The organism is Hominimerdicola alba (assembly GCF_900112155.1).
Classification (GTDB): Bacteria; Bacillota; Clostridia; order Oscillospirales; family Ruminococcaceae; genus Hominimerdicola; species Hominimerdicola alba_D.
In genome coordinates, this window is sequence record NZ_FOKQ01000021.1 from 1 (window position 1) to 22,132 (window position 22,132).

Consider the following 22,132-nt stretch of genomic DNA (forward strand, 5'->3'; position numbering starts at 1 on the left):
TTGAATACTCCATCCCTCTCCAGTCAAATGCTCTGGCATAGTGCTTTTCGCTGCCTACATCGATCCCGACAATTATTTTTTCTTCTCCTACTTGCAAAATCTTTTCATTTTGTGTATAATACATATAGAGGACACCTTTCTGTAGTTTGTATTACTAACTTTCGCATCGTCAGTATTTACATTCTACACTGAGGTGTTCTTTTTTGCAACCCCTTGATTTGTTTGGTTACAGGAAGCTCCATTCATTAGATAAATTTTGTGTCAATACACCATGCGAAACCCTTGGCAGTTCTTATCTCAGGTTCGGTGAAATGGTTGCCTTCGTTCCAATCAAGGGCAACATCTACGCCTTGGGTTTTCAGCTTATCATACTGTCTGCGGATATTATCGCCTACTGCAGCCATGACATTGTTTCGGGTTCTTTCTTCTTTTTTGCCTAAGCTGAGGTAGATCCTGTTTGGGGCAGGGGAGTGATTGTCAGTAAATTCTGACCAGCCCTGAAACCACACAGATGGTGATGCCGCCGCTATTGCCGTGAATCTATCAGATGTATATCCTGACCACAAAGCGAACAGTCCTGCAAGGGAATATCCTCCGAGAACAACAGGTATATCCGAGTTAAGTGAAAACCGCTCTTGGAGATTTGGTATAAGAGTTTCTTCGATGTAGGCGAGTGTACTGTCTGCACCTTTTCCGAAAGGTTCTTTACCGAAAACAGGCGGAGCTTCCCATGGAGAAAGCTCACTGTTCCAGTCGGATATCTCAAAAGCCGCGAACACAAATGACATGACAGTTAATGATTTGATATGTGCTATCTCTTTGTCAAGTGTTTCTGCTTCACGCTTATCTGCTGGCTGAATCAGTAAAACACTCGGAGTATCATCTGCGTAAATGGTACATGATCTTCCGCCGATATTAGTAATGTTCATCTTATGTAACTGTTTCAATGTGTTCTCCTTTTCAAATGAAGTATATCTGATTTACTGAGTGTTCCAAGATGATACTATGTTTAAATAGTATTCAACAAAAATTATATCACAACTGTAAATTTATTTCCAGAGGTAAAACATATAAAATACAGTGGCAAAGGTTGTTTATATATACAATGTAAGAATAATTGACTTATGTTAAGTTATATGATACAATAAACTGAGGATCAACGTATTTTTTATCTGTAATACTTTGCAGACATATTTCAAACAGAAAGGAATCGATATATATGGCTATAAAGTTCCCTGAGCTTGAACAGATCATGCTGAAGAGCGGATTCAGTAAGAAATTGACAGCAGATGCTCTTGAATGGCTGGATATAAGTAAAGAGCGTGATATGGAGCTTTTTGAAAAACTGACCATGCAGGTCAATAAGCCTGAGGAGATGATAGCTTCTGCTTATCGCAGTGCTTTCAGAAATGATGTGATACCTCACAATAGCGAGGAACTTTACCGCAGGATCATACTTATGAGCTATAAGCTGATGGACGTAAATGCCTGTTGGATGCTGATACCTCTGAACTCGCAAATATCTGATATGGATGAATCTGCCTTTTGCAAGCTTATAACAGATTCTTTTATGGAAGTTTACGGTGATGAAGCAGAGGCTAGGTCATTAGCACTGCGCTATGCTATGTATACTTCTCAGTTTAGGATAGGTCATCCTGATCTTCCGACAGAGTCTGCTTCTTACCTTAAAGCGGCTGAACTGACTTCGGATAATATATATACTATCAAGCTGATGCTTTGTGCGAATGCTCTGGAATATATGTCTCTTTCCGATGAATCGCAGAATGCAGTATCCATGATAAAGGAGATCATGAACGGTGATATTAAGGAGAATGATATATATCTTCTGACGGCGCTTTCGTCTGCTAGCTTTTTTGATGAGGAGTTAAAGGAACATTTCAATAAATATGTGGCTGAAAAAGCAAATGATATCTACGATACTATTTCAAAATATATGAAAAATAGGGAGCGGACATTGGATGCATTTTTCTCTGCGGAGGGAACGTTAACACGCGACGTTCTTATAAATATGCTGAGGATGCGCCGCCATTCGGAGATACCGATCCGATCAGCCGCAAAAATGCAGACGGAGATATTTAAAAGCTATATGCTGGATCGCAGCGACTTAAAAGATATGGTGCTGATGAACAATGCTCTTAAAGCTGTTAAACCGGATGAAAGTCTTAATGATGATGAGATAAAGAAAATTAGCAGAGAAAAAACAGCCGAAGCTGTTATTTCAGACTATAAGGAAAAAGACAAGATAAAAGCCTATATAAACGGTGATATCTCCTTTGATGAGGTATGGCCGATAGTAAAGAGTACAAAGCTTGGATATCATTCTTATGCAGAATGTCATTATATCGGATGTTTGGGCGAGGACGATTTTATAACGCGATGTATAGCTGTGCTTGGCGGCAGTGTGGGAAGATACAGCGATCATCTGAAAAAAATTGCGGGATTCGACAGAGATCATATCATGGGCATTGTCGAAAAATTACTGGCTGTGGGTGTGAAAATAGTTTATGTACTTGATATATTCAGCAATATCATAGAACAGTTTATTCTGTATGACGGAGACAGGGAAGACTTTATAAGCAGTTTTGCTAGTCACGTAGATGATATTGCTGCTGTTGATATAACAAAATGCAATGCATCAGCAAAGAGTATAGCACTGAGTTTTTTCAAAAATGATGAGAACAAGTACCACAAGCAGATAATGTCTCTGGCCGGAGATTCTTCCAAAGCTATAAGCGAGGAGGTTGCTGAGATAGTCATAAAGCATCCTGAATGGAAGAACGATGTTGTAAAACTGCTTGGCTCAAAGAGATCTTCGTCAAGAGACAGTGCTCTAACCATCATCGAACGGCAAGGGACAAAAGTTTATATCCCCGAGCTAAAAAAAGCACTATCTGTCGAGAAGACAGACAAGCTGAAAGCCAGAATAGGCAGTATGCTTGCGGTGGTATCTGATGAGGACAGCACTGTAGAAAAGATTTCTGCCGAAGAGATAGTAAAAGAAATGACCAAGGGTAAAAAAGCATCTAAGCTGGACTGGCTTTTTAAAGAGCCCCTCTTCCCTGTACATAAAAAAGATGGCACCGAAGCAGATGTAAACTACATAAAAGCACTTATGCTGTGCTTTGCAAATTCAGTGGGATTGAAAGACCCGAATGCGGATATCATAGTTGCAGAACTTGTAAAGAAAGATGTTTGCAGACTTGCAAATGAAGTTCTGATCAGATGGCTCAATACTCCGCCCGAGGTTAAACCTCAGTTGCTGCAGGATCTTGAAGGCACTGGATATGAACTGCCTGATTCACTGTTTGCTCAGGCGAAGTACAAATGGGTGCTTTATTTTGCAAGTGTATACGGTGGTGCCGAAGCTATGTCGGTGTTTGATCAGCTTATGGATGTTTGGCCTCTTTGGCAGAAAGGTGCACTCGCTAAGGAGATACCCCATGCGATAACTCTCAACGGCAGCAGCGAGTATGTCATGAAAGTTGAATATATGTCCCGAAAACACAGGTTCAATTCCATACGTAAGGCATCGGCTGATGCACTGCTGTGCGCTTCTGAAAAGCTGGGCATAAGCAAAGAAGAATTTGCGGATCTTCTTGTGCCTGATCTGGGATTCGACGAGAATATGTGCCGTACTTTCGATTACGAAAGCAGGCGCTTCAAGGTTTATATTTCCCCCAATCTTGAACCCGAGATATATTGCGACGGAAAGAAATTAAAAACAATGCCTAAGCCCGCAGCAGGGGATAACAAGCAAATTGCAGATGCCGCATACAAGGAATTTACAGCTATGAAAAAGATGATGAAGACCGTTGTTGCAGCACAGATGGTTCGTCTTGAAGATACAATGCGCACCGCCCGAACATGGACTTCTCAGAACTGGAAGAAGCTTTTTGTAGTCAATCCTATAATGCACCGATTCGCCATAGGTCTTATCTGGGGCATATATAAAGATGATAAGCTTGAAAAGAGCTTCCGCTACCTTGATGATGGCAGCTTTACCACTGTTGACGATGAAGAATTCATCATACCCGAAGATGTAAAGATAGGTCTTGTTCATCCTGTTGAACTCAGTGATGATGAGCTTTCGGCGTGGAAACAGCAGCTCAAAGATTACGAGATAGTACAGCCTTTCATACAGCTTAGAAGGAGCGTTTATAAACCGACAGAGGAAGAAAAGAACAAGGACTGCATTGAAAGTTTCAAGGGTCGTGTGATAAAAAGTAAAGAGCTTGCAAGCGCTATGGAAAAGATCGGCTGGAGAAAGGGCACTGTGATTGATGGTCCGACCATATGTGATTTTATCCGTGAGGATATTTTTGCTAGAAATAATGGTATAAGGGCTACTCTGGAGCATTCCGGAATTGGTGTTGATGTATACAGGGACGAAGACGCTGATGTTACAATTGAAGATCTATACTTCTGCAAGTTACCGAGCTGTGATCGCATTAAGGTGAATGAACTCAGTGACAGATATTTCAGCGAGATAATTTATCAGCTGAACAGAGTTTTTCCATGATATCGTTTTCTAAATTATTGAGATAAAGGAACTGTTGGGTGAACTGATCCCCGGTACTTATGTTAAGCGACCAAGAGAAATCCTGGTCGCTTTTGTTGTAAATGGCAAAACTAGGTATAGAACAACAAAGAGCTCAGCTGACCTTTAAGGGTCTGCTGAGCTCTTATCTTGCAGGGGCTGATAAAGTCCCTTTAGTATTCTGTTATTACTTTACAGTAACTGTTACAGCGTGCTTGAGGGAATCATTCACTGTCCAAGTGCCGTTTACCTTGGCGGCCACAGCTACCTTGTAGCTCTTGCCGGGTGTCAGGTTCTTGGGAGTAACATAGCTTGTAGCAGATGCAGAGATGGAAGAAGTCTGAACTCTCCACTTGCCAGCCAGATATACAGCGATACCATAGTTGGTAGCACCCTTTACAGGCTTCCATGTCAATCTTACCTGGTGATACTCTTCGCTGTAATCTACCTTGATTATCTCGGGATAATCAGAAGTAGTAGAAGAAGATTCACTCTTAGTAGTGAATGTTATAGCCTTGGAGAAATCGGAACTATACTTGCCGTTTACGAATGCAAGAACTGCAATCTTGTAGCTCTTGCTGGGCTTAAGGCCGCTGAAGGTGTAGGAAGTACCTGTAAGCTCAGCAACCTTTTTCCAGGTTCCGTTTTCGTTGCCGTATACGCCGTACTTGGTTGCACCGCTAACCTTGCTCCAGCTGATCTTAGCGGAGTTGGATGTGGTTGAATCACACTTAACGGTAGGATTAGCAACTTCTGTATTGCCGGTGTTCTCATCAGCAGCGGTCTTGCCGTTAGGCTCTGTGCCCCAGATGAGCTTGCCGTCAGCGTAAAGTGTGATCTTGTTTGTGATAGCTTCAGCTGCGTTATCATCATCGAAGCTTACAAGATCGCCATAGCTGTAGTCGTTTGAAGAATCCCACTCGGGGAAGATGAACTTATCGGGATCCATCTTTGTTGTAAGAGCGAACTGGTATACACGGCTGCCGTAGAACTTGCAGTCCTTCCAGGTGATCTCAACGTAGTATGTACCCTTATTGTCGTACTTAACGGGGTCGGAAAGAGTTGCGTGTGACTTGTTATTGGAATATCCTGCAACCTGATCGTAGTCGATACGTGCAGTGATATAGTCGATGCCGTAACCCTTGTCCTGAAGTTCCTTGATGTTGAAGTAATATCTTGCCTTAACATCGCACTCGAATTTTGGAGGATTAACTGTTCTGTTGTGAAGAACGACCTTCAGCTGAACACCGTCTTCCTTCTCCTGAGCCTTAGCGCCTGATACGAAATATCCTACAGGCAGCTTGTTGCCATTTTCATCGACCTGATCATAGCCCTTTGCATTGGAGGACATATCGAAGTTCTCGATTATGTGGTTTTCCTTTGCATCCTTGCAGCCCTTGCGTCCGTAGTAGTGGTAAAGACCGGCAAGGTCGCCGCAGAAGCCTGCGTTATAGTCGTCTGTTACCTCGTTGTAGATGTAGTCCTTGGTAATATCAACGTGATTGTCCTTAAGATCGGGACCGCCAACAAGTGCGCCCCAGAGGGTGTGTACCTGTGTTACGGGATCGTCCATGCTCTGTGTAGCGGAGCAGTGAGATGCACGGTGGTGAGGATGGCTTGCGAAGTTGTTGCCGTAGCCTACCTCATAAGCATAACCCATGGGGTTGTTGCCGAGGATGTATTCCATCTGAGCTCTTGCCCAAGGCAGGAATGTTTCGTCCTTTGTGGTCTTTGCGTATACGCAAGCGCAGAGACCTGCAGCTGTGTTGTAACGTGCAGAGCCGTAGCCCGATACGACTGCCCAGCCCTTGGGAGACTTAGCGATGAAGTCGCCGCTGGTCTCGCTGATAGGAAGATCAGCGATCTTATCTGCTGTCATCTTTGTGTTCCAGAGATAGTCATCCATACCGAAGTACTTGTGACCGTGAACAGGCTCATAACCCCATTCGGAGGAATCTACGCTTTCAGCGCAGCCTGACCAGAATTCAAGGTTGTAGCGGAAGATGTACCAGTCACGTGCTGTATTGGTAACAGGAGCCAGCTTAGCGAATACGCCGCCCCATACTGTATCCCAGCAGTGTACCCAGATGTTCTGCCAGCAGTTGCCTGTATCGGTGATGATACGCTTCATGTATCCTGTGTAGGGGTGAGCACCCTTGTCGTTTGTGGTAGTCTCGTCAACTGCGATGATATCGTTGATATAATCGTAGTCTTCGGTACAGTAGTAGAGCCATACAGCAGCCCATGCCAGCTCATCGTAGTCATAGCTGGAGGTATAGAAACCGCCGTCGTAGCCCAGGCTGTAACAGTTGGGCACCTTTCCGGGCTCCCAGTCTTCAACGTGTGTCTTTACTGCAAAATCGTAAAGTGCCTTAGCGTATTTCAGACACTTCTTTGCGTATGCAGGTTCGGTGTCCTTGAAGTTGAGGTAGTTGATAGCCAGTGATGCAGCAGCGCCTGCGCACTGGTCAGAAGCGGGCATCTCTTCAGTTGCGAAGTAAGCAGGACGCTTAACGGCGCATGAAGAAGAAGCTACCATTGTGTCCTCTAACTGAAGCTCAGGGGGGCACCAGTAGTTATGATCGTTGTTGCCCTCGCCGACCTGATAGCAGTAAGCGATGACATTATCCTTGTCGTCCATGAAAGTAACTTTCATGAAATAGTCGTTGATCCAGTGGAGTTCGTCTTCAACGTGCTTGTCGAGACCCAGTTCCTTGTATGAATCACGGAACTCGTAGTAACCCCAGCCCACGGTAGAAGCGGAATAGCTTCCGGGGAGACCGAACTTAACGTGGTCGCCTGCGTCGTGCCAGCCGCCTGTCAGATCGAGAGTACCGTCACCATCGGGATCGAGGTACTTCTTGTTCTTGTCGATGAACTTCTGCGACATATTTACGCCGACATAGAGTGACGGATCGGTATCGCCGAGGTTTGGCTTGGTCTTTCCGTCGTCAGCAGTGCCCAGACCCTGATCCTCCTGTAACATATCGTCGGTCTTGCCCTTGTTGACATTAGGCATCGGACTCATAGGCTGAAGCGGAATGTAACCGTCCTTTACATGGCAGTTATTACGCCATGAGTAATAGCCGTCGTCTGTTACCTCGTCACCGCACTTGTTCGCATCGTAGAAACAAAGTGCAAGCTGCAGAGCTTCTGCATAGTTGTGGTAGTTGTTGGGATTCTCCTTGTCGATCACAGCGGCTTCAGCGATGGATACTGCATTACCTGTGAGCATCATTGCTGCTGCGGATACGCAGGCAAGTGATCTTTTGAGAAATTTTCCCTTTCCCATATAAATCTTCCTTTCTGTAGGTAATTTTTCAGATACTTATTTTCAAATCTGCGTAAACGATTTCGCAGCCGTCGCAAAAAATCCGGGTAATAGTTTGCGCGGCTGATAAAATGTCTATCTCTGAATTGAAAAATGATCTGTCTTCGGGCAAACGGAGATCACCAGGTGTCTTGTATCTCAGTATAAAATCTCAAAAAATCAAAGAGTTTTTTCAAAAATGACAAGAACAAAATGACCGTTTTTCAGTTCACCTACACTATTATAATAACATAGCAATTATCGTATGTAAAGTAAATTCTTGCGATTGTTAATATTTTTGTTGAATTCAAATAATAAGGGTTAATGATTAATGGACATTTTTACAATTCAACGATTTTCTGAACTGCTGGAATATACATTAAGTTAAGCAGTATATTAAGGAAAAGTATACTAAGGATGAATGGCTTTTCAGTGATAAATGGGATACTATTTCCTTGGTGCATTTGTAGATGGTTTGTGCTCTCAGTGCTATCATCACTTATGATGAGGTCATGTTTTACAAATTATGTAATAATAATGATTATCTTTACTTAATAATGGTTAAAAAATGTATGAAATTATATATATTATATAAAACTATTGACCAATTCTATATTCTGTAGTATAATGACTGCGTCGTTTGGAAAACGATGGATATGTTTTATTGGGACGAAAAAAGTTAGTTGAGGAGGTTTTTCAACATGAAAAAGACAAAAAGAGTGATTGCATCCGTGTTGGCGCTGACGCTGACAATGGGCTGCGCAGTACCTGCTTTTGCGGCAACAGATCCCTATGAAGATTATGATGCAAAAATAGATATTGAAGGTGCGGTGGCGATAGTTAAAGGTATAGTCGATCCTTTGGCTGCGGGCCAAAAATTTGCCGATGATCCTACTATCACGGATCAGGCTAATGAGTACGCAGGTTTTATAGACGGTGTGTACGACGCACTTAAAGATCCATTTGATATACTGAAATATATAGATGGTTTTAAAGAGTATTACGATAAATATGAAGAATACAAGGAAACAGGATATGTTAGTATCAGCAGAGAGTATGTAAGCGAGAATTTTGATGAGCAGGCTTCCATAGTTATGACAAAGGAGGACTATGAGGATCTTACTGCAAATCCCGAGAGATATGAGCTTCATTTCATCAATGGAGAAGCTGTGATTTACCGTGACGGACTTGTATATGGTCTGGAAAACAGACCTGATGCTCTCCAGGGAGATATATTTGTGGAAATAACTGTCGCTCAGGCGTGTGAGATACTCAAGCGTATGGACAAAATATTTATGGCAGTAAATACACGAAATGAAGCCCTTCAACAGATAGAGGATTTCATGACAGAGCACGGCTACTGGAACATTGTGGAAGATGAAATAGTTATAAAGCCCTCTAATGGCGAGTACATCACCCCCTACAATGCAGGTTCGGGCAGCGATACATACAAGATACAGAAAGGCAGCGGTTATGTATATATCGGCGATTACTGTGAGCGCAATTCGGGTGACGAGGATACGATAATATTCGACTATGACACATCGGATACTCACTTTGCCCTTTACCGTGACGGTGGTGATCTGTATATACTTGATGTTGAAAACGAAACTCTCGTATTTGTTGATGACTACTTTGAAAACTCGCTGAGTAGGGTAGAGAATATACAGTTCAGTTCTTATATCACTCTTGAATATAAGGACGTAATCAAGCTGGTAAACAAAATAAAGGGCACAGCTGAGGATGATGAGCTGACTGGCTATAAAGAGTCTACCGTTATCTGGGGCGAAGAAGGAAATGATACCATTACAGCTGATGGCGGCGATGAATACTATATCCATGCAGGCAGCGGTGATAACACTATTACTGCTTCTAACGGCAATGACATTATTATTTCTGAAAATGGAAACGATTACATTACTATATCGCGTGAAAGGAACAGGCTGTTTACTTCGGAAAATCCCGGATATAACGTTATAAACAGCGGCAAAGGTGATGATACCATAAATCTTGACGGCAATAATATAGTTGTTGCAGGCGAGGGCAATGATATCATAAACAGCGGTTTCGGTGACGATGTATTCGTATATTACTATGGTGACGGCGATGACAAGATAACAGATAGTGTAAACGCATGGTCAAACGGAGGAACAGATGTTATCTATTTTGCAGACCTTACACCTGATGATGTATATGTTCGCAGAGAAAACGGCTTTACTTTCTATGTAAAGGGAAATAAAAAGGGTTCTGTAAATATACCCGGTACTTATCAGAACGGTGCTTCAAAGTATATGGAGCCTATCGAGTACGTTGCATTCAAGGACGGTACGGTATGGAATCTCCATGATTACCTCGAACAGACCAGATATGTAGAAGATACTACCTACTTCATTGGCAAGGATTCCTTTGGATATATTATAACAGGAACAGATGATGATGATACTTACTATACTGCAAACGGCGATGATTATATTGTTCCCGGCAAGGGCAACGATTACGTAAATGCAGGCGGCGGTACCGATACCTTTGTATACTACCGCGGTGACGGACATGATATATTTGATGAATCTAACGGTGGTTCATATCCTGCCAGCGGAGAAGACACTGTTTTCTTTGCAGATATCAATTCCGATGAAGTTCATGTGACCCGGTTTGGCAATAAAATTACCATAAAGGTCAACGACTCCGATGATGCAGTTGAACTGCCTGGTATATATCAGTCGGGATTTTCCGGTCCTCTTCACCCAATTGAGAAGGCTAAGTTCGCTGACGGCGTCGAGTGGACATTCCTTGAAATGCTGAAAATGGCGTGTGTAGAGGGTACTGACGGTGATGATGATTTCATAGTAGGTGACGAAACTCCTGCTATTTATTGTGGCAAGGGCAATGATAAGATACGCGGCAAGGAATTTGATGACGTGTATATCTATAACCTCGGTGACGGACATGATATTGTCAGGGATTACACCGTGTGGGGACGTTCTTACGATGAGATACGCTTCGGCAAGGGTATAACTTCCGATATGCTGTGTGTAAAGGTTGACGGAAATGAAGCAGTTATGTCCATACCCAATACCGAAGATTCCGTCACCATTACAAAGGGCGAGATCGAGCTCTTTACTTTCGTGGACGGAACAAAACTGGATGAAAGCGAGATCTTCGCAAAGGCAGCCGATCATCACTACTCCGAAACACCTGAGTGTGTATGGACAAATAATGAAGGCAATTACTCTGCAAAATTCGTGTTCGTATGCTCCGACTGCGGTGCAAAAGTAAGCTATGCAGCTGAGGTTTCCTCAGAGAAAGGCGAGGAAGATGCTATCATATATACCGCTAAGGCAACTATAGGCGGCAAGGAGTATACCGATACATACAATTATTCACCTTCGTCTTATAAGTCCCCCGATATAACTTTTGAGAAAGGCAGAAATGCTGTCAAACTCACATGGACAGATGTAGCAGAAGCTGAAAAGTACGCTGTATGCGGCTATGTAGGTGGTAAGTGGCAGATGCTTGCTAAGGGCGATGGAACATCCTACGTTCTGAAAAAACTGAAAGCAGGGACAAACTACAAGGTAGCAGTTGCTGTTATGATAAATGGCGAGTGGAAAATGGATACTTCCAAAGCGATAACTGTAACTCCTCTGGAAGAGACAACTAAATATCCTGCTGTTGAAAATATCGAGTACAACGTGCAGTATCATCAGTTCAAGCTCAAATGGACAAAGGTTAAGGGCGCAACTGAGTACGGCGTGGCAGTAAAGCAGAGCGGCAAGTGGAAAGTATACGCTTATACAAAGGATACAACTTTCACTTCACCCAAACTGAAAGCAGGTACAAAGGTTGAAATGGTGATCTGTGCCAAGGTAAACGGCAAGTGGGATACTTCCAACCTGAACGCAAGAGCATTCTCGGTTACTGTGAAGTAATAGTATATCAAAAATAACCAGAGCAATAAATCCGGCGGACTTTTGGAGTCTGCCGGATTTTTGTGATAGTATACTAATTATTATCTGCGACTTTTCAGAGAGAACTGTTGCGGTAGCTGTTTGGCGTAGTGCCAGTTAACTGTCTGAACTGTCTCATGAAATATTTTTCGTCCTTATAACCGCATTTAAAGGATATAGCAGGTATACCGATAGTGGTAGTGAGCAGGAGATATTTTGCCATGGCGATGCGGCTCATTATAAGATCCTGATGGAAGCTTATGCCGAAGATATCCTTGTATGTAGCGCGGAAATGACCGTAGCTCAGGCGGAAATCGCGGCAGGTCTTCTGGGCATCCCACTCGTTTCCGGGGTCGCGGTACATGGAGTTCCTGACCTGAAGATAGTCATTGTAGTAGGCGTGATGTCGCTTATCGGAAAGCTGTTTAATCTTCATGTTGATATCTTCTGTCATTGCAGGAATACACTCTTCGATGTTTTCTTCAGCAGATATAAGCCTTGAAGCCATAAACAGAGTGTCGATCCCTCTCTCCTGAATGTAAAGGGGAGAATGAGATATGATGATCTCCAGTTTATCCATCACAAGGGCGATATCCTCATCCGTGAATTGTCCTTCTGCGGCAATGATATACAGCTTGTCTGAGATCTTTCCGCAGAAACCGTTTATAATGGCGGCGGTCTGGTTCAGACAATCGGATATCTCTATATCCATTCTTACAGACAGATTTTTCTTGTCTATGCGGCTGTCGTCCGAATATATGCCTGTGCGTACCATTATAAGTGCCAGATTTTCCTTGCCGCTCAGCTTTTTGCAGGCGTTGGCAAGCTCGTTGGTGAAGCCCTGTTCGTTGTAAAGGCCTGTAGCCGTGTCGTGGTACTCCGATAGATTGCTGCATTCAAGCAGGGTATTGATGTCGTTTTTCATGCGAAGCACCTGCAGCGCATTTACGCTGACTTTCAGCCAGTCTACCATTACCGAATCATATGTATCGGGGGTGGTGTACTGGAAAATAAAGTATCCGAACTCCTTGCCTTCCGAAAAGATAGGTGTGAAGTAGAGAAAATTTTTGTCCCCTGCACCGGGAAGTTCATCAGGGTAAAGCTGACCCCTTGTAAAAAACGCAGGTTCGTCGGAACCGTTTTCGGGGCTGATTATGCGGTAGCATATCATTGGTTCGTTGTTTGAAAATTCGTTTACCGAAGATTTTAGGGAACGTGCACACCAATCCTCATGCAGGCAGAGGTAAATGCCTGAAACATTCCTTATAAGGTATGAGAAATCCTGCAGGGCGCGTATGTAGTCGGATATTGAGCGGCAGGTGACAGCCTGCTGTTCAAAGTTGCCGCAGAAGTTCAATTCGGTATAGTTTTTGGTCTGCCTTATCTCCAGCAGTTCCTCGCGTAGATATTTTTTCTCAACACCGCAGGAACAGGAATTGCCGGGGATCATATATCCCGAAGTGTCTATCTCCTGCATTGGTGCCCCAGTGAGTTTTGAATGAATGATCGCCACGGCTTTTTCTCCTATGGCGGCACGGTTGCGCTGATAGGTAGTCAGAACAGGGGAGTGGTATACCCTTTCACCGATATGTTCATATCCTATAATTGTAAGATCATCTGGAATTGTTATATCGTGGTCTAACAATTTATCCAGAAGCCCGAAAGCCATATAGTCGTTGGTACATATCACCGCCTGGGGAAGTTTGCGTTTTCCGCTTATGTACTCCTCAGCAAGTTCTTCGCCGGAATTGTACCAGAAATTGCCGTATATCACATTGTCCTCGCCAAAGTGCAGGCCTCTTTCCTCCATTATTTCACGCACGGCTTCTACGCGAATGTGTGAGATCTCGCCGTCTTTCGGTCCTGTCATGACATCAATATCAGTGAAACCGTGCACATCAGTGAGATGACGGGCGACGGACATAATGTCGCTCTTCATATCTGTATTTATACAGGTACATCCATCTAATTCGGCATCAGTAAAGACGATGGGTATATCAAGATCTTTGATATGTTTCTGGATATTCTCACGAAGCTCGTTATACATAAGAGATTCGTAAGTTATTATGATCCCGTCAAGACGCTCTGAATGTACAAGCTCGTAGATCTTGTTTTCCACCTCTGTTTGTGCGGAGTACTCCGCAAAATTGTAGACGTTTGAAAATACAGCGATATCTATGCCCAGCTCATCGGCTTTTGAAAGAATACCTTTGAGCAGCTGCCGCTGTTCGCTCTGGGACGCTCGTGCGGTTATTACACCTATGAGCGGACGATTGCCAGTATTCATGATTTACTCCTTTAGCTTTTCAGCCTACCATTATAATATACGCCATATTACAGTACACCACTGCGATTTTAAATAGAAAAAAATCATGTCGTATAGTATAATATACTCCTATTATTTCATACTTTATTCCTGTCTCTAATTGATTACTAATTCTTATTATAGCACATTAATTACAAAAATCAAGAGGAAATCTGCATTTTTTTCACTGAATCTGCAAATTGTAGGTTGAAATACCTGCGAGGATTGTGTACAATATAGTTAGAAAAAATAACTATATCTTATTTTTTCTAGTTCAAATTTTTAAACTTCGCACAACAATAACGTTGTCGAAAAAATATGGTCTATTTAAGGAGATGATCAGGTTATTATGAAAAAGCATAAGAAATTCCTGGCGGTATTGATGGCCATGAGCTGTCTTACAACAGCGCTGCCGCAGTTTACCGCACCTGTCTATGCACAGGAAGTCGTTTACGACAGCTTTGAGCTCAACTATGACGGTTGGCACGGCACAGATACCTCTATTGAACTTCTGGCAGATGAAAACAACGGTTTTGAATCTACAAGAGGCATGAAGGTAACAGGTCGTACTTCAGTGAATGACGGTGCTGCTTCGACAAAGGGTCTGTACCTCTTCGGTGGTGTAAAGTACGATTATTCGATGCAGGTATTCAGCGAAAAGGATTCCACCTTCAAGCTGACCCTGAAGTACATTGATGAAGAGACTGATGAAGAGACTATTGTTGTTCTTGATGAAAAGAAAGTCAAGGCCGGTAAGTGGGCTGAACTTTCAGCTGAATACAAGGCTCCTGAGAACACATATGAGTATGAACTGACTCTTACTAACGATAATACTGATGATTTCATCTTTGATGATGTTAAGGTAACTGCACAGAAGTCAGCTGCTATAGCTGAGGCTGCTCCTTATGGCAAGGGCCTGAAGGACGAGTTCGCTGATTACTTCCGTGTAGGTAATATCCTGAACGGAAGTACCGTTAATAATTCCGGTATCAAGGGCATTATCCTCAAGGATCACAATGCTATTGAGTGCGAGAACGAGACTAAGCCTGATGCTACTATCGTTCAGAGCGGTTCTACCGATACCAATGTCAAAGTAACTCTCAACCGCTGCGCTGCTATACTTGACTTCTGCGCAAAGAACAATATCGCTTTCCGTGGTCATACACTGGTATGGCACAGCCAGACTCCCGAGTGGTTCTTCAAGCAGGGATTCAATAACAACAACGGTTATGTAAATTCTTACACTATGGATCAGCGTATGGAAAGCTACATCAAGAATATGTTCAATGCATACGCTACACAGTATCCTACAGTAAACATTTACGCTTATGACGTATGTAACGAGGTTATCTATGACGGCACTGCTTCAAACGGCGGTCTGCGTCCTACCAACGGCACTAACGGACAGAACGGTTCTTCTGCATGGGTAAGAGTTTACGGAAACAACTCATTCGTTGAAAAGGCATTCACTTATGCAAGAAAGTATGCTCCTTCCGGCTGTAAGCTTTACTACAACGACTACAACGAGTTTGCAAGTGCCAAGAAGACTTGCATAAAGAATACGATCCTTATTCCTCTGCACAACAAGGGTCTGCTGGACGGTATGGGAATGCAGTCTCATATTGACTGTAGCGCATATAATTCTTGGGGTTCAACTCAGGAATACCTTGCTGCAATGGATGACTACCTCAGCCTCGGTATCGATGTTCAGGTAACTGAGCTTGATATCTCCCGTGACGGTTATAAGTATACCGATCAGCAGCAGGCAGAAAAGTACAAGGCTATTTTCCAGCACTGTGTTGACGTAAACAAGAGCGGCAAGTACAAGGGCAAGGTTACACTTGTTCAGGTTTGGGGTCCTAACGATAATAACTCTTGGGTAGGCAAAACCGGAAACCTGCCTCTGCTTTACGATGGAAACAACCAGCCCAAGACTGCTTACAACTACATCACTTCTATCATTCCCGACAGCCAGTGGGGCGATGGTTCAAATTACAGCGGCGGTGGCGAAGTTAAGCCTATCGAGCCCAATCAGTACGGCTGGTACTTCAACTGCGGATTTGAAGGTTCTACCGATGACTTCTCCGGAAGAGGTTCTGCAAAGGTAGCTTCCAGCAACACTACTGCATTCGTTGGCAACAGCTCACTGTATGTATCAGGCAGAGAGAGCGCTTGGAACGGTGCTACTTACACACTTAGTCCTCGTGCATTCCAGCCCGGCAATGAATATAGCTTCAGTGCGATAGTAAAGTATACTGAAGGCGACGCAACCGATAAGTTCCATTTCACAATGCAGTATGATGATGCCAGCGGCACCACAAATTACACAAAGATCGCTACTGAAACTGTAAAGAAGGGCGAGTGGACACAGCTTGCAAACACTAACTTCAAGATCCCCTCTGACGCTTCCAATATGCAGATCTACGTTGAGACTGACAGCTCTACAACTTCATTCTATGTTGACGAAGTTATCGGTGCAGTAGCCGGTACAGGTATCAAGGGACCCGAGAAGTCTAATAACGATCCCGATCCTCAGCCTTCCGGCAATACTTATCCTACAAATATCAGAGTGAACTACAGCGCTCAGTATCATCAGATCCAGTTCACATGGAGCCCTGTTCAGAATGCTCAGAACTACGGTATCGCAGTATATCTGGCAGGCAAGTGGAGAATCCAGACTCAGTCTATCTCCGGTTCTACCACATCTTACGTAACTCCTAAGAACCTGACACCCGGCATGAGCTACAAGGTAGCGATCGCTGCTAAGGTTAACGGTACATGGGATGTTAATAACGCAATCAAGAACGCAGTTATCGTAACAGTTATCTGATAAGCTGGTCCGATTATCTGATTAAAAGATCAAGAAGTGGGTGCTGCAACCGCAGCACCCACTTCTTTTTTTGTTCGGATATCTTGGTTCTATTATGGATAAATTTCTCATCGGATTATAACAATAAGCTCCTCCTGTCTGTAATAAACAGGGGGAGCTTTTGAATAAATGCTATATTAACTCAGTAACTTTTTTCCCTTAACATGAGCTGCGATCTTTGTGATATCTGTAACAGTTATCTTGCCATCACCGTTAACATCAGCGCGTTTCTGCTGTTCTTCCGTCAGCAGTTTCTTGCCCTTGACGTGTGCAGCCACCTTAGATATATCGGCTACATTGATCACGCCGTCACCGTTAACATCACCAATGATGAAATCATTATCCAGCGTGTAGGATATGCTGAATGAAGCGTAGTCGGAATTTATTATAAGGTCATCAACAGGCTTGCCGTTTACCGTCACTTTAAGCTTGTCACTAAAAGTATCCTTTTCCGATACAGGATGTATGCTGAACACTGCGGTGTAGGTCTTGCCTGCTTTGAATATATTTGTGTCTTCATTGTTCAGGGCAGTTTCGTCCTCATACCATAAATATATCCTGCCGCGGCGTCTTCTCTCTTTTATGATGCCCCATGCATTCACCAGGTCGGGGTCATCGCTCGTAGTCATGTATGATATCTCCTGACCTACCTTCGGCTCGGTGATAGTGAAATTTACTTTGTCTATCACATTGCCGGGTACATAAGCAACTGGTCTGGTTTCCACCTCACCACATCTGTTGCAGGTGCGTGTTTCGACTCCGTCTTTTTCTTCGGTGGCAGGTGTGGTTACTTTCCATTCGCTCCAATCGTGACCGAGGGCGGGTATCTCAGTGGTATATTTATCAAGGCACTGTGAACAGATATGTGTCATTACACCGCTTTCAGTGCAGGTAGCTTCTTTAGTGACCTCATCTTCATAGGTGTGGTTGCAGTCGATAACAATAACGGAAAAGCTCTGATATCCATAGCCGGCATCTACATATTTCTCAGTCGCTGCTCTGCTTTTCTCATAGCAGTAAATAGCGTCGGTAATTTGCTCTGATCCGGTTACCTGAGATGTTTTGAAATATCTCCAACCTAGAGCATACTCACCAATGTTCGTTACACAAGGCGGAACTTCGATATATGTGTAATTATCGCAGTTATATAAACAGTAGTCGCCAATGCTTGTAACAAATTTGGGTATGCTGAAATTTTTTAGTTTCCTGCACCCTTGGAACATTCTGTTTGTCAGAGTTTTTAAATTCTTTGAAAGAGTGACGCTTTGCAGATTTTCGCAGTCTTTGAAAACTGAAGCACCTAAATTCGTTACCTTGGGAGCTTCAATAGATGTCAGTGACGTGCAGCCTTCAAATGCACCGCCTTCAATGGTCTGTGCATTGCTCAGATCGATGCCTTCAAGTTTTGGGCATTTGTAAAAAGCGAGAGCTCCGATATGAGCGATGCTACTCGGAAAATCACTTTTTTTCATCTGCAGATTGCCGCACTCATAAAATGCACAGTTATTGATATAAGTCAGCTTGCTGTTTTTCAGGTTTTCTATTTTTTTCAGCTTTGAGCAATATGCAAATGCGTTGGAGCTGATATTGACCAGCGTGCTTGGCGCTTTTACTGTAACAATATTCTCGTTCTTATAAAACGCATTTTCACCGATGAGCTTCACAGGCTTGCCGCCTAACGTTTCCGGGATCGTGACGTTATCTGCCATGCCGTTGTATTTTGTGATCATTGCAGAGCCGCTGTCAAGGATCGTATACTCAAACAGCCCCTCGGTCTCAGCAGTGGCAGTTATGAACGTATTATCGGTGAATACACCCTGCGGCAGGGCTGCAGCCGAACCTAAAGTCAAACAAAGCGCGAGAGTCATTGATAGTATCTTCTTTTTCATTCTTATCCTCCTTTGTTTTTGCAAATACGGAATAACTTACTTGATTATTATACAATATTTTTCCTGCAAAGTCAATCTGTTATACATAATATCATTCGTCAGGGATCTCAATACTGTAATCTTCTCCCTCATAGCTGTTATGGTATAACCTGATCTCATTTTCCGATATCCATTCTATGTTCCAATATACCGTTTCGGAAAAACCTGAACCGCTGTATTCAAAGATGCATTCATCATTATAAAATACATCGGGCCGGCTGACATGATCGACTTTAACAGTAACTGTTTTCTCTCCCGACGGTGATTCGCTTTTGAATTCCTTATCGTATTTTACATCGTTACAGCCTGCAAGAAAAGTCATCGCAGCTACGGTAAAAACCACGGTTAATAATTTGGATAGTTTGTTAGAAAATATCATATCGATCCCTTTTCCTCATCATATAATACCTGTATGTGCAAATCGTTTTCTTATTGACAAATATTATATCATATTTAAGATCGAAAAGCAACCCGCGGATCCGAAAACAAAGCATTTTCAGTGCTTTACAGCTTATCTTTACCGACTTAAATCCTCTTTTTGTCTGTTTATGACATTTTATGTCTTATTAAAGTATGGTCTGCCTTTTGCTTTTATACGATAAAATCTGTATTGACATTATATATTAAAAATGGTATAATATATTAAATTATAATGCATTAACACAGAAAAGCGGTGAAACATTTGAAACCTAAACATATAATAGTAAGCATAGTCTATCTGCTTTCGCTGATATTGCTGGCCGCCCCGGGAGCTATCGGGATATTTGAGCGGGGAGGCGCCATGAAAGTGCTGGGCATAATACTTATGCTGGCGCTGACGGGTGCTTACGGAATGTATATCTATTCGCTGACACAAAGCTCACAGCCTGCAGGACCGGGACTTCCAGCACAGCAGACACCTTATGAGAAGTACCGTGATCTTGCGGAATGGTTCAGACTTTATGAGTTCTATGGTCTAAAGAATATGGGCGGTGACCCGAAGATAGCTATGCTGATAAATTCAGACCTCGGAAGTGTCGATAAGAGTGCTTTCAGCTATCACAACCCATTCAGGCAGACTGAGCTTGGCTCACGCATTCAGGAGAGCATTCAGGGCATAACAACGAAGTATGACCAGACTTTGCGTATGCTTTCTGATTCTTTCAATCCCGCAGATATCACCTATCAGAACTATGTATCGGTACTGGATGATGTATTGAAAGTTTCAGCATCAAATGCAAGAGCCATAAAGAAAAGGGTGTGCGTTTTCGATTACCGCCAGTGGTCACAGGATGAAAATGACAATATGTGCAGGCAGTACATCGATGAGGTAAGCACCAGGGCAGAAAGGCTTGAGGAGATAAACACAAAATTCGACTGCCTTATACATGAACTGGTATGCCTTGATGAGATATCCGAAGCACCTCTTGCAGATATGCAGAAGCTGATAGATACCACATCGGATTACAGAAGTCTTGAGGAATGAACAATATGAAAGGTTGGGTGCAAAAATGACAAAAAAGATGAAACCCGCTGTGCTTGGCGCTGTGGTAGTAGTTATAGGTATCATTATAGTTATAATAGCTGCAGTGTCATCAAACGGCTCTAAAAAATCAAAGGAAAATGACACTGATAAGAATGGCAATAAGATCCTTAGTGCTGAAGATATTGACAAGAATCTGAAAAACAACGCGGAGAAAGTAACTGTTACTAGGAACTACGCGCCCAAAGGCACAGTTTCTTTCGATGATACATATGCGGCTGAGGAGCTTCCCGATATCGACAATACTTACCCCGTAGGCGTTGAACCTTACGGCAAGGATATCGTGGTGGAGATATTCTCCTCACCCGAAAAGGCAGGCACTGGCACTGACGGCTGGATGACTGAAATGGCAGAGGAATTCAATTCCTCGAACGCAGAGGTAAACGGAAAAAGCGTTGGCATAAGACTGCGCTCCATATCCTCGGGTACACAGATAGACTATATCGCGGCAGGTGTTTACACCCCTGATGCTATATCGCCCTCGGCTAATATCTGGTGCAGTATACTGAGTGACAAGGGAATAAAAACTCAGACCATCACCGACAGAACTGTGGGAAATGCAGCAGGCATACTCATTGACCCTACTACTTATTCCTCACTTGAAGCAGAGTACGGCACCGTGGATATCAAGGCCATAGTTGATGCTACCGCAAAGGGCACAATAACTACAGGTTATACTAACCCCTTTGTATCCACAACAGGACTGAACTTCCTGGCGGCAATGCTTAACAGTTTTGACGAGAGCGACCCCCTGAGTGCAGACGCGGTAAAGGGATTCCAGTCATTTCAGGATAACGTTCCCTTTGTTGCATATAATACACTGCAAATGAGGTCAGCTGCCGAAAGCGGAACTTTCGACTGCATGATGATGGAATATCAGTCCTACACCCAGGATGTGACTCTTACAAATAACTATAAGTTCATACCCTTCGGCATGAGACATGACAATCCTCTCGTTGCTGTGGGTGATGTCAGCAGTGACAAGCTTTCCGCTCTTCAGGAGTTCGCTGATTTCTGCGCATCTGACAGCGCTAAGAAAAAAGCTGCCGAATATGGTTTTAACGGTCTTGAAGACTACAAGGGCGGACTTGACGATATAAGCGGAAGCAACTGGATGCAGATCCAGAAACTCTGGAAAAAGAACAAAAACACAGGCAAGCCCATAGCGGCAGTATTCGTTCTCGACTGCTCGGGCTCAATGTCAGGCGAACCTATTAACTCCCTGAAAATGTCACTGAGCAACAGTATAAAGTATATAAATGCCACCAACTATATCGGCGTGGTATCTTATTCAAACGGCGTGAACGTGGAGCTGGAGATAGGTCAGTTCGATATCAATCAGCAGGCTTACTTCATGGGTGCTGTTGATTCTCTAACTGCATCAGGCAATACGGCTACATATTCTGCACTTTCAGAGGCTGTGATAATGCTGAGAGATTTCATGGCGCAGAACCCGAATGTTTCGCCTATGGTATTCCTGCTCAGCGACGGTCAGTCTAATGTCGGTGCAGATATGAAAGGTATCAAGGAAGCTGTTACTGCCTCGCAGATACCGATTTATACCATCGGCTACAATGCAGATCTTGACGAGCTGAAAGCTATATCCGAGATGAACGAAGCAGCTACCATAAACGCTGATACTGACGATGTTATCTATCAGCTGAAAAACCTGTTCAATGCAAACCTGTAAGCG

10 protein-coding genes are annotated in these 22,132 nt (G+C 43.3%); 5 read left to right on the forward strand and 5 right to left on the reverse strand.

Annotation, left to right across the window (positions count from 1 at the left end; translation table 11 throughout):
* Positions 1 to 245 precede the first annotated feature (245 nt).
* Positions 246 to 929 carry an alpha/beta hydrolase gene (locus BM265_RS11905; protein ID WP_074962042.1) on the reverse strand — a complete coding sequence of 228 codons (684 nt, stop codon included), beginning with the start codon at positions 927 to 929 and terminating at the stop codon, positions 246 to 248.
* Between the two features lie 290 nt (positions 930 to 1,219).
* Between BM265_RS11905 and BM265_RS11910 the strand changes: the two genes are divergently transcribed.
* Complete coding sequence (locus tag BM265_RS11910) at positions 1,220 to 4,540, forward strand: DUF4132 domain-containing protein (RefSeq protein ID WP_074962043.1); 3,321 nt, start codon at positions 1,220 to 1,222, stop codon at positions 4,538 to 4,540.
* 205 nt (positions 4,541 to 4,745) lie between these two features.
* On the opposite strand, the gene BM265_RS11915 is transcribed toward BM265_RS11910, so the two are convergent.
* Positions 4,746 to 7,850, reverse strand: a complete 3,105-nt coding sequence (locus BM265_RS11915) for a glycoside hydrolase family 9 protein (protein WP_242940837.1) — start codon at positions 7,848 to 7,850, stop codon at positions 4,746 to 4,748.
* A 719-nt stretch (positions 7,851 to 8,569) separates the two neighbouring features.
* Here BM265_RS11915 and BM265_RS11920 point away from each other — a divergent pair.
* Entirely contained in the window at positions 8,570 to 11,797 is a 3,228-nt protein-coding gene (locus BM265_RS11920) for a calcium-binding protein (RefSeq protein ID WP_074962044.1), read from the forward strand.
* Positions 11,798 to 11,891: 94 nt separating this feature from the next.
* On the opposite strand, the gene BM265_RS11925 is transcribed toward BM265_RS11920, so the two are convergent.
* Positions 11,892 to 14,102, reverse strand: coding sequence for a substrate-binding domain-containing protein (locus BM265_RS11925; RefSeq protein WP_074962045.1), 2,211 nt, complete (start codon positions 14,100 to 14,102; stop codon positions 11,892 to 11,894).
* 367 nt (positions 14,103 to 14,469) lie between these two features.
* On the opposite strand from BM265_RS11925, the gene BM265_RS11930 reads away from it, so the two are divergent.
* Positions 14,470 to 16,950, forward strand: a complete 2,481-nt coding sequence (locus tag BM265_RS11930) for an endo-1,4-beta-xylanase (RefSeq protein ID WP_074962046.1) — start codon at positions 14,470 to 14,472, stop codon at positions 16,948 to 16,950.
* Between the two features lie 176 nt (positions 16,951 to 17,126).
* Here the strand turns inward: BM265_RS11930 and BM265_RS11935 are convergent, their stop codons facing one another.
* Positions 17,127 to 18,878, reverse strand: coding sequence for a leucine-rich repeat protein (locus tag BM265_RS11935; RefSeq protein WP_074962047.1), 1,752 nt, complete (start codon positions 18,876 to 18,878; stop codon positions 17,127 to 17,129).
* Positions 18,879 to 18,969: 91 nt separating this feature from the next.
* Entirely contained in the window at positions 18,970 to 19,296 is a 327-nt protein-coding gene (locus BM265_RS11940; protein ID WP_074962048.1) for a hypothetical protein, read from the reverse strand.
* A 303-nt stretch (positions 19,297 to 19,599) separates the two neighbouring features.
* Between BM265_RS11940 and BM265_RS11945 the strand changes: the two genes are divergently transcribed.
* Positions 19,600 to 20,382, forward strand: coding sequence for a hypothetical protein (locus BM265_RS11945; RefSeq protein ID WP_074962049.1), 783 nt, complete (start codon positions 19,600 to 19,602; stop codon positions 20,380 to 20,382).
* 25 nt (positions 20,383 to 20,407) lie between these two features.
* On the forward strand, positions 20,408 to 22,129 hold the full coding sequence (locus BM265_RS11950) for a VWA domain-containing protein (protein WP_074962050.1): 1,722 nt from the start codon (positions 20,408 to 20,410) through the stop codon (positions 22,127 to 22,129).
* Positions 22,130 to 22,132 lie beyond the last annotated feature (3 nt).